The organism is Streptomyces sp. NBC_00012 (genome assembly GCF_045040875.1).
Classification (GTDB): Bacteria; Actinomycetota; Actinomycetes; order Streptomycetales; family Streptomycetaceae; genus Streptomyces.
In genome coordinates, this window is the sequence record NZ_CP108309.1 from 8,117,828 (window position 1) to 8,131,238 (window position 13,411).

Sequence of the window (13,411 nt, forward strand, 5' to 3'; positions counted from 1 at the left end):
ACCCACTTGGGGGGTTTGGATGACTAGTCTGTAAACGTCGGCCGCGGTTGAGGGGAACCCTGGTGAAGATCCTGCACGTCGTCACACTGCACACCCCGGACCACGCGTTCGGCGGTCCGACCAGGGTGGCGCTCAACCTGTCGAAGGTCCAGCGGGCCGCCGGCGACGACGCCAGGGTCATGGCACTGGGCGACGGCTTCGATGGCCCCCTCCCGCGCGAGATCGAGGGAGTACCGGCCCATCTCTTCCAGGCCCGCCATCTGCTCCCCGCGTTCGAGGTCAGCGGCATCACATCCGGTGCGCTCCTGCTCACCGCGTACCGCATGATGCGCGGCGCCGACCTCGTCCATGTCCATCTGATGCGCGATCTGGTGACGCTGCCCGCCGCGCTGCTCGCCCTGGCCTCACGCACCCCCCTCGTCGTCCAGACGCACGGCATGGTGGACCCCACCGAGAACCGGGTCGCCCGGCTCACCGATCTGCTCGGGGTGCGCAGGGTGCTGCGCGGGGCCGACACCGTACTGCACCTCACCGAGAAGGAACGCCTCGATGTGAACGCCGTCGCCGCACCGGTCCCACTGACCCGGACGGTACGGCTGGTCAACGGCGTACGTCCGCAGCAGATCAAGCCCGCCCGGGAGCAGGGGCGGCCGCCGACGGTCCTCTTCCTCGCCCGGATCCAGGAGCGCAAGCGCCCGCAGGACTTCGTCGCCGCGATGCCGGCGGTCCTGGCCCGGCACCCGGACGCCCGCTTCGTGCTGGCCGGCCCCGACACCGGCGCGCTGCCCGCGACCCTCGAACTCGCCCGCAGGATGGGGGTGATGGGATCGCTCGACCACGTGGGGCCGCTCGGTCACGAGGAGGTCCTGGCGGCGGGCCGACGGGCCGATGTGTACGTACTGCCGTCGATCGAGGAGCCCCTGGGCGTGTCCGTCCTCGAAGCGATGTCGGTCGGCACCCCCGTCGTCATCACCCGCACCTGTGGACTCGGCCCCGATGTGGCCCGCGCGGGCGCGGGCCGGGTGATCGACAGCAGGGCCGGCGAGGACGCGAAGAACGCGATCGAGGTCGCCGCCGCCATCCTGGAACTCCTCGAACCAGGGACCAACACCCGTACGGGCAGGGCCGCCTGGGACCTGGTGAACAAGGACTTCACCATCGAGGCCGTGACCGCGACCCTCCGGCGGACCTACGAGGAAGTGGTCCGTCGGAGGAGGGGTGGCCGGGTCAAACGGTCTTCCCTTCACGGGACTTGAGAGCGATCTGCCAGCGGTAGAAGCTCATCGCCAGCGCGAAGTCGAACCCCGCCCGCCCGTCGAGGAACCCTCGCCGGTACAGATACATGTAGGCGAACGACACCAGGGGCTTGAACGGTGCCTTGTGGAACAGCTGCCCCTGGCGCGATTTCACCCTGCGCACCTGCTCCTTGACCTCGGGATGGTGCTCCAGCCACGCCTCCCAGTCCGAGTAGCGGTTGTGCCGCTCGAACCAGGCGGTGACCGGGTCGAGATCCTGGTGCTCGATCGGATTGCGGAGCGAGCCGACCGAATCCGCGACCGGCTGGTAGTGGCCCTCGACCTCACCGATCCCCGGCGCGTCCAGATCACCCACCTCCGGATACCGGCAGCGGGTCCGGTCGGTCAGTGACCGCTTCCGGATGGTGTAGCCGTGCCGCAGCCGCTTCCCGGAGAACCAGTAACCGAGCGGAATGTCGTACGCTGCCGGCTTCGGCGCGGCCGGGTCGGCGAAGACCTGCCGCAGTTCGGCCAGCAGCCCGGGACCGATCCGCTCGTCGCCGTCGAGCAGCAGGATCCAGTCCAGGTCCGTGCGGACATGGTCCAGACACCACTGCTTCTTGCGCGGATGGCCTCCGTCCCAGGTGTACATGATCACCTCGGCACCGCACTCCGCGGCGATCTTCGCCGTCTCGTCCGTGCTGTGCGAGTCGACGACGACGACCGCCTCGAAATGGCCGAGTACCGACGTCACCGCCTCGGCGATGTTGAGCCCCTCGTTCTTCGTGGGGATCGCCACGGCTATCGGCAGTCTGCTCATCCGAGGTCTCCTTCGGGCAGCCAGGCGTAGCAGCCTGTGGAGGTGAAGGCGCCGGCCTGCCGGGGCACCGTGATCGTGGTCCGCTTCCCGGCGGAGCCGGAGGCCAGGGTCCTGCCGTCCGCGCCGGTGATCCGCCAGGTGCAGCCTCCGGTGGGGGAGACGTCGCGGTAGCGGCCCGGCCGGATCTGCTCGTTGCCGTACGTGCCGTCCGCGTATCCCCGGGCTGCTTCCCGCAGCAGGTCCCGGTGCTGGGTGCAGAGGTGCTCGACGGCGGGCCACGCGTCGGCGAGCTCGCCCGTCACGATCGCACCGACCGCCACGTCCCGGTCGGCCTTCACGAGGAACCGCAGCCGGTCGCAGGTCTCCTGACCGGTCTGGAGCACCGCCGCGGGATCCATTCCCGTGGGCACCCGGTCGACCAGATACTCCTTCTGCTTCCTGGTGAACGAACCGGTGGCCGGGGTGAGGCGGTCGCTGGGCAGCTTCGGCGGCTCACTCGTGCGCGGGGCCGAGGGGCCACCGGTGGCGGTGGTGCCCGGCCCGGCCGTCGGGGCGGCGAGCGGGGCATGCGTGGCCGCGGGGGCGGCGCCGCTCGCGCCGTTGTGCCCCTCGGAGGACGAGCCGCAGGCGGCCAGCGCCGCCGTCAGTACGACGACGGCGGCACCGGCCCGGAACGGATACCTCATCCAGCTGTCCTCAGTGCGTAGTGGGCACTGACCTGCGTGCTGCTCAGCGCGGTCGGGTAGACGGCGGTCTCGTCGATCTGCCCGGCGAAGAAGTTGCTCGTCGGCTGGGACGGCCAGCCCTTCAGATTGTCCCCGCCGACCCGCCAGTAGCCGTCGTACTTCTGGTTGCCGGTGTACAGGGCGTTCGAGGCGCGGAGCTTCCCGTCCACGTACAGCGCCATGCCGCCCGGGCCCTGGGTGGCGACCACGTGGTGCCAGGCGCCGTTGTTGTAGGCGGTGGGCGTGGTGACGGTCCTCGTGCCTCCGCTGTGCACCCCGAAGACGAGCCGGCCGTCGTCGCGCATGTACACATGCTTGTCGTACTGGGTGCTGTTCTGCATGGTCAGATTGCCGAAGCCGATGATCTTCCCGCCCTTGGTGGTCGTGGTCCTGATCCAGGTCTCCACCGAGAACCTGGCCGGCTGCGGGTGGCGCTTGTTGCTGTAGGCGTACTGGGTCGAGCCGTTGAGGCCGATCGCTGTCGAGGGGCCCGCGACAGCGGCCGGGGTCACCCGCCGGGTGGGGGAGCTGCGCACGAACCCGTTGTTACGCCTGCCGCTGCTGTCGCCCGCGAGGGTCGAGGCGGTCTCGTCGTACCGCCAGTAGAGCGAAGCACCGTCCGAGAGCACCTTGGCGGGATACTTCCCGGCCGCGGATGCCACGGTGGCGGACACGGCGGTCGACTTGGCGCTGGTGTTGGTGCCGTCGCTCGCACTGATCCGGTACGAGTGGGTCTCGCCCGCCGCGACGTCCGTGTCGGTCCAGCTCAGCTGCGGCCGGTCCCAGAACAGCGAGTAGCCCGTCGTGGTGTGCACCGGGGTGCTCGCACCGTCCTTGTAGATCCGGTAGGTGAGTTCCCCGTCGTCGGTGTCGAAGCTGGTCTGCCAGTCGACCACCACCTTCCCCGGGGTGAGCGTGGACAGGGTGACGTTGGGCACCCACGGGGCCCCGGTGTCGGGACCGTCGGCGAACCGGGTCAGACCCTGCTGCGCGGAGCCGTTGACGGTGGTGAACTCGCCGCCGACCCACAGGTAGTGATGTCCGCCCTTGTCGGTCTGGGCCATCACGCGGGGCCCGACCGGCTCCCCGATGCCGTCGTTGGTGTCCGGGAACCAGGGCAGCAGCTTCGGGTCGTCGACGGACTGGGCCAGCAGATGCTTGCGCGGCTGGTCGGGGAACTCGCCCATGGTGGCGCAGTCATGGGCGTGACTCCCGCTGTACAGCACGCCCTTGTGCACCAGGACGGCCTGGGTCGCGCCGAGGCAGGTGTCCCGCCAGCGCTGCTCGAAGTCGCTCAGGTCCAGTGCGATCCGGCCGTCGAAGACACCGCCTCCGGTGCCCTCGTTGGCGGTGTAGAAGCCGGTGGCGTCCGTGGTGAGGTCCTGCACCGTGGAGGTGTTGGGAATGAACCCGGCCGGATAGCTCTTGGCCACCGCCCCGGTCGTGGCGTCCACGACCGCCAGCGCGTGCGACGTGGCGCCGTTGACCTTGAAGAAGTTTCCGCCGAGCAGCACGTGCTTGCGGTCGGGGGTCAGCTCGACGGCCCGGCCGATCTCGTCCGCGTCGGCCTTCCACGGCTTCAGCGCGGCGCCCGTGGTGACCGCGGCGAACTTGTTCCTGGTCTGTCCGGCCACCATGTTGAAGTCACCGCCCAGGTACACGGTGTCGGCGGTGACGGCGAGGGCCCGCACCATCGCGGAGACGGAGACCTTGAAGTCCTGGCGCGGGGTGCAGCTGGCGGTGTCGATCGCGGCGATGTTGCTCACGCCGACACCGCTCACCGACCCGAACCGCCCTCCCACGTACAGGGTCTTCTGGTCCGGTGACAGTGCCAGCGCCCTCACGGTCGCCGTGCCGGACGAGAGTGTGAACGACAGGCTGCAACCGGTCGGCGCACCGGTCGCGGCGTCGAAGGCGGCGAAGTTCACCGCCGGCTGCTCCGAGGTGCCGGCCGCCGCGTCCGGCGGCCGTACGGTGGAGAAGGTGCCGCCGGTGTAGACGACACCGGCGTCCGACGCGGCCATCGACCAGACGATGCCGTTGGTCTGCCAGGTGGTGAGGTCGTCCGCGGTCAGCGAGACCGGCGGCGTGAGGGCCGCGGCCGGGGAGCCCCCGGACGCGGCGGCGGACAGCGCTCCGGCGAGCAGGCAGAGCGCGGCGGCAGCGGCGCGTACCCGGCCACGGCCTACGGGTCTGCGGCCCGTGGTTGCGTTCATCATTCAGCTCCGAAGGTGAGAACGGGCCGCGGCAGGACCGCCGCGGTTCCTGTGCCGCCCGGCCGGCGGCCGGGACGGTGCGTCCCGCAACGGGTGCGGGTGGGGGCGTGGTCCGGGCACCCGGCTCCGGTGGTCGCACCCGGATCCACCGGGAACGCGGTGGCCCTGGCGGTCGTACCGGTGCCGGGGGATCTCATCGGTCCACCCGCACGGCAGCTCCGGCCAGTTGGTCGGAGAGCTGGCGGATGTCCGCCTCGACCATGATCCTGGCGAGCTCCCGTGACCGCACGACCGGTTTCCAGCCGAGGAGCTCCTCGGCCTTGGCGGCGTCCCCGATCAGGGCGTCGACCTCGCTGGGGCGTTCGTACTTGGCGTCGTAGCGGACGTGCTCGCGCCAGTCCAGGCCCGCGTGCGCGAAGGCGTACTCCAGGAACTGCCGCACACTGACGCCCTCGCCGGTGGCCACCACATAGTCGTCCGGGACGTCGCACTGGAGCATCCGCCACATCGCCTCGACGTACTCGGGCGCGTACCCCCAGTCGCGTACGGCATCGAGATTACCCAGGTGGAGGTGGGTCTGCAGGCCCGCCTTGATCCTGGCCACCCCGCGAGTGATCTTCCGGGTCACGAAGGTCTCGCCGCGGCGCGGGGATTCGTGGTTGAAGAGGATCCCGTTGACCGCGAACATGCCGTACGCCTCACGGTAGTTGACCGTGGCCCAGTACGAGTAGACCTTGGCGACGCTGTACGGGCTCCGCGGATGGAACGGAGTTCGCTCGTTCTGAGGCGGCGGGGTGGCGCCGAACATCTCGGACGAGGAGGCCTGATAGACACGGGTGTCGATCCCGCTCGCACGGACCGCCTCCAGCAGCCGGATGGTGCCGAGACCAGTGATGTCACCCGTGTACAGCGGTGCGTCGAACGAGACGCGGACATGCGATTGCGCGCCCAGGTTGTAGACCTCGTCCGGCCGGATGTCACGCAGCAGATTCACCAGCGCGACCCCGTCGGCGAGGTCGGCGTGGTGCAGGACGAACGAGCGGTTCTCCTCCTCCGGTCCCTGGTAGATGTGGTCTATGCGCTCGGTGTTGAAACTCGACGAGCGGCGTATCAGGCCATGCACCGTGTACCCCTTGTCGAGCAGCAGCTCGGACAGGTACGAGCCGTCCTGTCCGGTCACACCGGTGATGAGCGCGGTCTTCGCCACGACTCCCCCTTCTCTGGTCGCCTCAGCGGCTGTTGTTCCGCACCGAATATTTCCCGCCGAAATATCGGGATTGAGCGTTCTGCGGCCAAACATCACCGCAGACTGCGGGTGCTGGCAGAATCCGGGCCATGACGACTGATCTCCCCGGCCCTCCCCAGGAATCCGTCCGTTCCCTCCTACGATCCGGTGCTCGCGTGTTCGTGGCGGGCCACCGCGGCCTGGTCGGTTCTGCCGTGGCGCGCCGACTCACCGCCGAGGGGCACGAGGTGATCACCCGCGATCGCGACCGACTCGATCTGCGCGACGCCGCACGGACCGAGGCTTTCCTCCGCGAGGTCCGTCCGGATGCCGTGGTGCTGGCCGCCGCCAGGGTCGGCGGGATCATGGCGAACAGTACGTACCCGGTGCAGTTCCTGGAGGACAATCTGCGCATCCAGCTGAGCGTCGTCGCCGGGGCGCACGCCGCCGGGGCCGAGCGGCTGCTCTTCCTCGGCTCGTCCTGCATCTACCCCAGGCTCGCGCCGCAGCCGATCCCCGAAAGCGCCCTGCTCACCGGCCCGTTGGAGCCGACCAACGAGGCGTACGCACTGGCCAAGATCGCCGGAATCGTGCAGATCCGTTCCTATCGCCGACAGTACGGCGCCTCGTACATCAGCGCCATGCCCACCAACCTCTACGGTCCGGGCGACAACTTCGACCTGGAGTCCTCGCACGTACTGCCCGCGCTGATCCGCCGCTTCCACGAGGCGCGCCGGGACGGTGCGCCCACGGTCACGCTCTGGGGCTCCGGCAGCCCGCGCCGGGAGTTCCTGCATGTGGACGATCTGGCCGCCGCATGCCTGCTGCTGCTGGAGCGTTACGACGGCGACGAACCGGTCAACATCGGCTGCGGGGACGATCTGGCGATCCGTGAACTCGCTTCCACTGTCCAGGATGTGACGAGGTATCAGGGCAAAGTCGAATGGGACACGACGAAGCCCGACGGTACCCCGCGCAAACTCCTCGATGTCTCCCGGCTGGCGTCGCTCGGCTTCGCGCCGAGGGTCTCGCTGCGCGATGGGATCGCCCAGACCTACGCGTGGTGGCTGGAACGACAGCCCGCGCAGCTCTGAGCGGGCACGGGGTGCCGGCCGAACGGCCGTGCAAGGACCGGCACGCGGCGCTCCTCGCATCGGCGGCCGCCGCCCTCAGTACGCCCCGCGGCCGTCGGTGACGGCGCGCAGCGTACGGGCCATGAGTCCCATGTCCGTGGCCACCGACCAGTTGTCGACGTACCACAGATCGAGCGAGACCGTCTCCTGCCAGGACAGGTCCGAGCGGCCGCTGACCTGCCACAGACCGGTCAGTCCCGGTTTTACCGCGAGCCGCCGGAACTCGCGCTCGTCGTAGTGGGACACCTCCTCCGGCAGTGGAGGCCGTGGGCCGACCAGCGACATGTCGCCGCGGAGCACATTGAGCAGCTGCGGGAGCTCGTCGAGGGACGTCCGGCGCAGCAGACGGCCGATTCCGGTCACCCGGGGATCGCGGCGCATCTTGAACATCGGTCCGTCGATCTCGTTCGTGGCGAGAAGCCGCTCCTTGTGGCTCTCTGCGTCGGCCACCATGGTGCGGAACTTCCACATTGTGAATGGCCGGTTGTGCTGCCCGTGCCGGATCTGGCGGTGGAACACCGGCCCGTCGGAGCCGCACCGCACCGCCGCCCCGATCAGGACCAGCAGGGGTGTCAGCACCAGCAGGCCGAGGGCGGCACCGACGCGGTCCATCACGGCCTTCAGCGCCGATTGCGGCCCACGCCGCAGCGGTGGCGCGATGTGCAGCAGGGTGAGCCCGGCGGCGGCGGTGGCTCGTACCCGGCCGGCCGCGATGCCCGAGAGCCCCGGGAGTACGGACAGCGCGAGTCCGCCGTCGTGCAGTCCCCAGGAGAGCCGGCACAGCCGTTCCTCGGAGAGCTGGGGCCCGGGAACCACCAGCGCCAGGTCCGCATCCTGCGCGAACGCCCCGCCCAGTACGGTCGACACGTCGTCGTCGGCCGGCGCCGGTGCGAGCCGGCCCGGCACCGGAACCCCGCACTCCAGCGGTGCGGTCCCCACCGGGACCGCGGCCACGACCGTGTACGGATGGCCCGCACGGGATGCCAGCAGCCGGACGGCGCGGTCCACGCCCGGAGCCTCGCCCACCACCAGTACCCGCCGGACCATCCGTGGGCGGCGCCCCGGCCATGGCAGTCGCCGCAGGGCCTGCGCCGCGATGCCCGCCGGCAGGCCGGGCACCAGCGCCACCACCGCCGTCACGGGGTCGAGCGCATCGCCGCTCGCCGTGCGCAGCACGGCGAGCACGCCTATGAGCAGCAGCCAGTCGCCGGTCGTGGTCAGTGTCCCCGGCGGTCCGCCCGGGGAACGTTCGGCGTACCTGCCGCGTACGGCCCGCAGGCCGGACCACGCCAGGGCGGCCACGGCCGCGGCCACCACGGCCCGGGACTGTCCGCCGGTACGCAGCACGAGCAGGGCCGGAACCCCGAGGCCGAGGAGTTCGGCGCAGACGACCACCGGTATGCGCCGGGTCGCCCTGCTCTTCGCGGCGGCCGGCCCGGACCGCTCGCGCGGTGCGGCCGGTGCCCTCCATAATTCGTCGAGTCCGTTGCCGCGAGGCCGATTCGAGACGGTGCGTGGACGTGGCGCCCCCGCCAGTCCCACGGGTTCTGATCTGTCCGAATCGGGTAGCTCGACATGCCCCATGAACCCCCCAGTCACAGTCGCATCGTCACAAACGCGGCGCATCCGTCGATCTGATGGTCTGACGGATGCGCCCTCGCTTGGTGCACGATATCCACAGACGTGCCATTTCGCTGGAGTTCTCGTGAAGTTCAGACATGCACACTGACTCGGGTCTCGTCCCGTTCCGCGCCGGATCTCTTGGTCTGTGAGTAAGTGTTGGCATTTGGAATGCACCTGAATCGGGTTGTGTGCGGACATGTATGCCGCTCAACTGCTCGGCGTGTCCACAAGGTTCGTCCGCGGCAGCACGCTGTCGGGAGACCTTCCCCGGCCAACAAACGAGCGAGGGCGCATGTGGTGACGGCGACTGGCCGGATTGTTTCGCTCGGTGCGTCGGTGCGTCGGTGCGTCGGTGCGGCAGTGCGGGGGTGTGGGGGCGTGGAAGTGTGCCGTGCTGTGGTGCCGGGGGCGTGTGGTGCTCAGCGGCTATTCGAGTTCGTCCTCGGGCCGGGACGGCCACGCGGCCGCCGCCCTTCCCGGCGCCAGATGATCGACCACTTCGGCCAGCTCCTCGCAGGCGCGTTCGATCCTGTGCCGGATATTGCTCTGCTCGGTCACGACCGCCGCGAGCAGCAGCGCGGTCAGCGCCACGCAGCCGTTGAGCACGGCGAGGTGGACCATCACATGAAGGATCGGCCGGCCCTCGAACGGACCCACCCCCTCCGTTCCCGCGATTGCCGCCAGGACCGACACCAGCAGGGCGCAGGGCGCGCTCCCCGCCAGCTGGAAGCGCAGAGCCGCCCAGATGAGCAGGGGAAAGACCAGGTAGATCATCGCCAGTGAGCTCTGGGTCGCCACCAGTGAGACCACGACGGAGACGATCAGCAGCGCGCTCGCCTCCATCCACCGGTCGGTGGCCCGGGGCATCCGCAGCCTGAGCAGCACGAGCAGCACGGGAGTGACCACGAGCACCCCCATCGCGTCCCCCGACCACCACGCCGCCCAGACCGGCCAGAACCCGCTCAGGGGCAGCTTCCCGTTCAGTGCCAGCATGCCCGTGCCCACGGTCGCGCTGATGAGCATCCCGGCCAGCGCGCCGAGGAAGACCAGCACGACCCCGTCGCGCAGCCTGTCCAGCTCGGTGCGGAAGCCGGCCCTGCGGAGTATCAGGTACGAGCAGACCGGGGCCGCGGTGTTGCCCGCCACGACGGCGAAGGTGGAGGGCGTGACCGAGCCGCTGAGCGTGGCGACGACGAGGAGCGAGCCCAGTGCGATCCCCGGCCAGGCGCTCAGGCCCAGGTAGATCAGGGCACCCAGCGCGATGCCCGTCGGCGGCCAGAGCGGTGTGACGACCGCGCCGTGGACGGACACCTCCTGGATGAGGCCGAGCCCCCCGGCCGCGTAGTAGGCAGCGGTGACGGCCAGGACGCGTGGTGCGGCCGTGGCCGCACGTCTGGTTCTCTCGCTGCGGATCACGCATCTCATCAGACACCGCCACGGACGGGTGGCGGCTGTTTGACACGCTCGGCCCGGAAGGTCCCCGGTTCAGTACCGGCCGGGGACGGTCCCGTGCCGTACCACGAGCACGGCGGCGTCGTCCTGATGACCGGTCTGCTCCGCCGCCCGCAGCACCACATCGGCCAGCTCGCCGGCGTCGGCGCCGACCCCTGCGTGCACCAGCCGGGTCACCGCGGCCAGACCCCGGTCGATCGGGAACGAGGGGCCCTCCACCACCCCGTCCGTGACCAGGACGAACGCGCCCGGGGCGGTCAGCCGCCGCCGGGTGACCGGATAGTGCTCACGCGCCTGGATGCCCAGCGGCAGCCCGCCCTCGTCACTGGTCACGCCGGACCGCCCGTCGGCCGTGGCCCACACCGCGGCGACATGCCCGGCGCGGGCGCTCTGCAGCTCCCGGGACACCGGGTCGAGGCGGACGAACGTACAGGTCGCGAAGAGGCCTGAGCCCGCAGAGACCAGCAGGTCGTTGGTCCGGCCCACGATCTCGCCGGGGTCCGCGGCGGTGGCGGCTATCGCCCGCATGGCGATACGGACCTGCCCCATGAACGCGGCGGCTTCGACGTCGTGGCCCTGCACGTCCCCGATGGCGAAGGCCAGCGCGCCGTCCGGCAGCACGAAACCGTCGTACCAGTCACCACCGATGTCCAGCCCGCTGCGGGCGGGCATGTACCGGGCAGCGGTCTGGAGCCCCGGTCGTGCGGGCAGTGCCGCCGGGAGCATCTCGCGCTGGAGCACCTCGGCCAGTTCCATCCGCGCCTGGTGCTGCTCCACCTCGCGGCGCGCCCGGGAGGTGAGCTTCTGCAGCGTGGTGAGCAACTCCTCGGCGCTCGCCGAACGGGGAGGACGACGCCGGTTCATGGGCCGCTCCGCACTGCATCGTCCGCGCGGCACGACATGGGGCCTGCCGCGGCGGGGCCGGCCGGGGTGCCGACGGACCGGATCCCGGCCGGCGGCGGGCCATCGCCCGCCGCCGGTGGAATTCGACACCCCGCATCCTATTTCGGCGGTGTGCTCCCCGCAGGACGAGCCGGAACGCGCGAACCCGCCCGGCCGGGTGGATCCTGGTGGCAGGACCGCGTCGAGGCGGCGCATCGCGACCGGACGCGGTCGCAGGAGGTGCGCGATGACCCGCACGCTGGAGTGGAGACTCCGCCTCGGTCTGACCGAGGACGACGGGACGACCAGGGCGGAGGCGATTTTGGACACCGGCTCCACGAAGCTCACCGGGCACGGGGTCGCCCGCTGCAACCCGCAGGACGTGGACGTACCCGCCATTGGCGACGAGCTCGCGGCGAGCCGCGCCATGAAGGACGTGGCCGTGCAGCTGATGAAGGCCGCCGACGCGGACCTCGAGACCGTGGGCGCCGGACCCGCGAGCGGCCCGGTGGCCCCGCCCTACGCATGGACCGACAGCACGGCCTGAGCCCCTTGAGCACCCATGACCGGCATCTCGGTCACCTGTACCGGGCGGGCCGGTTCATCCTGTGTGGCTGCCAGGACGGCGGGAACAGTACGACCGGATGTTCGCCGTTCGCTTCGACCACGGCCCGCGACCACACCCCCGGACCAGTGCCGCGGCCCGGTCGTGAACCGCTCGCGGCGGGCATGGCGGCGGTGCTGCCGCACGTGGACGCGTTCGTCGAAGGACACAGCCTGGCGGCCCCGGAACCAGCGGCCCCGGAACAAGTGGCCCCGGAACAACTGGCCGCGGTGGTGCGGGGGGTGATGTCCGATGCGTGAGATCCTGCCGGTCCTCGGCCGCTGGTACGCGGCGGGGGAGCCGTTCGGGCTCGCGACCGTCGTCGCGGTCAGCCGCAGCGCGCCGCGCGGCCCCGGCGCGGCGATGGCGGTGGGACCGGACGACGAGGTCGTGGGCAGCGTATCCGGCGGCTGCGTCGAGGGAGCGGTCTTCGAACTCGCCGGGGAAGTCGTGGAGAGCGGCCGGGCCCGGCTGGAGACCTTCGGGTACAGCGACGAGGACGCCTTCGCCGTCGGGCTCACCTGCGGCGGTGAGATCACGCTCCTCGTACGCCCGGTGACTGCGGCGGCCGACCCCACCTTCGGCGAGGTCGCCGAGGCGGTCGCCGGGCACCGCCCGGTGGTGGTCGCCACCGTGACCGATGGACCCGCACCTCGCGGTGCCACCCTCGCGGTCCGGCCGGACACCGTGTCGGGGTCGCTGGGCGCGAGCGGCCTCGACGCCGCCGTGACCGCCGACGCACGCGGTGAACTCGCCCAGGGGGCAACGGGGTTGAGGCACTACGGCCCGAACGGTGAACGGCGCGAGGACGATGTCGCCGTGTTCCTCCAGTCGTTCGCCCCGCCGCCCCGGATGCTGGTCTTCGGCGCGATCGACTTCGCGGCGGCGGTGGCCCGGATCGGCGCGTTCCTCGGATACCGGGTCACCGTCTGCGACGCCCGCCCCGCCTTCGCCGACGCCCGGCGCTTCCCCGCCGGTGCGGAGGTCGTCGTCGACTGGCCGCACCGGTATCTGAGCTCCACGGAGACCGACGGGCGGACCGTGATGTGCGTACTGACCCACGACCCCAAGTTCGACGTCCCGCTGCTGGAGGTGGCGCTGCGCATCCCGGCCGCCTACATCGGCGCCATGGGCAGCCGCCGGACCCACGAGGACCGGTTGGCCCGGCTGCGCGAGGCGGGTCTGGGCGAAGCGGAACTGGCCCGACTGCGTTCCCCCGTCGGCCTCGATCTCGGGGCACGTACCCCCGAGGAGGTGGCCGTCTCGATCGCCGCGGAGATCGTGGCCCTGCGCTGGGGCGGCACGGGCAGCCCGCTCACGGACACGGCCGGGGCGATCCACCGCCGTGCCCCGGACCCGGCCTGCCCGGGGCCTTCCTCGTGACCGGTGTGATTCATGCGAGGAGCGGACCGTGCGGCTGCGGAACTCGCCGATCGTGCCCGTCCCGGTCGACGAGGACTGGTGGGGCCCTGCCCGACATCGAACGCGTCGCGCAC

At 70.9% G+C, this 13,411-nt stretch carries 12 protein-coding genes; 5 read left to right on the plus strand and 7 right to left on the minus strand.

The window, feature by feature from the left end:
- Positions 1-62 precede the first annotated feature (62 nt).
- Positions 63-1,256 (plus strand): glycosyltransferase, encoded by a 1,194-nt coding sequence (locus OHA19_RS36550; RefSeq protein ID WP_405709090.1) that lies wholly within the window; start codon positions 63-65, stop codon positions 1,254-1,256.
- Here OHA19_RS36550 and OHA19_RS36555 read toward each other — a convergent pair.
- The 4 genes from OHA19_RS36555 to gmd form a co-directional block, all read right to left on the minus strand.
- Entirely contained in the window at positions 1,228-2,055 is an 828-nt protein-coding gene (locus OHA19_RS36555) for a glycosyltransferase family 2 protein (RefSeq protein ID WP_405709088.1), read from the minus strand. The genes OHA19_RS36550 and OHA19_RS36555 overlap by 29 nt on opposite strands.
- Positions 2,052-2,741: a hypothetical protein gene (locus OHA19_RS36560; RefSeq protein ID WP_405709086.1), complete on the minus strand. Its 690-nt coding sequence runs from the start codon at positions 2,739-2,741 to the stop codon at positions 2,052-2,054. The genes OHA19_RS36555 and OHA19_RS36560 overlap by 4 nt, the downstream gene beginning before the upstream one ends.
- Positions 2,738-4,999, minus strand: coding sequence for a LamG-like jellyroll fold domain-containing protein (locus OHA19_RS36565; protein WP_405709083.1), 2,262 nt, complete (start codon positions 4,997-4,999; stop codon positions 2,738-2,740). The genes OHA19_RS36560 and OHA19_RS36565 overlap by 4 nt, the downstream gene beginning before the upstream one ends.
- Positions 5,000-5,189: 190 nt before the next feature.
- Positions 5,190-6,203: a GDP-mannose 4,6-dehydratase gene (gene gmd, locus OHA19_RS36570; RefSeq protein ID WP_405709081.1), complete on the minus strand. Its 1,014-nt coding sequence runs from the start codon at positions 6,201-6,203 to the stop codon at positions 5,190-5,192.
- A gap of 128 nt (positions 6,204-6,331) precedes the next feature.
- Here gmd and OHA19_RS36575 point away from each other — a divergent pair, with 128 nt between their 5' ends.
- Complete coding sequence (locus OHA19_RS36575; protein ID WP_405709078.1) at positions 6,332-7,315, plus strand: GDP-L-fucose synthase family protein; 984 nt, start codon at positions 6,332-6,334, stop codon at positions 7,313-7,315.
- 75 nt (positions 7,316-7,390) lie between these two features.
- Here OHA19_RS36575 and OHA19_RS36580 read toward each other — a convergent pair whose 3' ends face one another.
- The 3 genes from OHA19_RS36580 to OHA19_RS36590 form a co-directional block, all read right to left on the minus strand.
- Complete coding sequence (locus OHA19_RS36580; protein WP_405709075.1) at positions 7,391-8,938, minus strand: sugar transferase; 1,548 nt, start codon at positions 8,936-8,938, stop codon at positions 7,391-7,393.
- A gap of 465 nt (positions 8,939-9,403) precedes the next feature.
- Complete coding sequence (locus OHA19_RS36585) at positions 9,404-10,393, minus strand: MASE1 domain-containing protein (protein WP_405709072.1); 990 nt, start codon at positions 10,391-10,393, stop codon at positions 9,404-9,406.
- 69 nt (positions 10,394-10,462) lie between these two features.
- Positions 10,463-11,293, minus strand: coding sequence for a PP2C family protein-serine/threonine phosphatase (locus tag OHA19_RS36590; RefSeq protein ID WP_405709070.1), 831 nt, complete (start codon positions 11,291-11,293; stop codon positions 10,463-10,465).
- A gap of 265 nt (positions 11,294-11,558) precedes the next feature.
- Here OHA19_RS36590 and OHA19_RS36595 point away from each other — a divergent pair, with 265 nt between their 5' ends.
- From OHA19_RS36595 to OHA19_RS36605, 3 genes are read left to right on the plus strand one after another with little or no spacing between them, the layout of a single operon-like run.
- Positions 11,559-11,858 (plus strand): DUF1876 domain-containing protein, encoded by a 300-nt coding sequence (locus tag OHA19_RS36595; protein ID WP_405709067.1) that lies wholly within the window; start codon positions 11,559-11,561, stop codon positions 11,856-11,858.
- A 5-nt stretch (positions 11,859-11,863) separates the two neighbouring features.
- Positions 11,864-12,175 carry a hypothetical protein gene (locus OHA19_RS36600; protein WP_405753014.1) on the plus strand — a complete coding sequence of 104 codons (312 nt, stop codon included), beginning with the start codon at positions 11,864-11,866 and terminating at the stop codon, positions 12,173-12,175.
- Positions 12,168-13,298, plus strand: a complete 1,131-nt coding sequence (locus OHA19_RS36605; RefSeq protein ID WP_405709061.1) for an XdhC family protein — start codon at positions 12,168-12,170, stop codon at positions 13,296-13,298. The genes OHA19_RS36600 and OHA19_RS36605 overlap by 8 nt, the downstream gene beginning before the upstream one ends.
- The last annotated feature ends 113 nt before the right edge of the window (positions 13,299-13,411 follow it).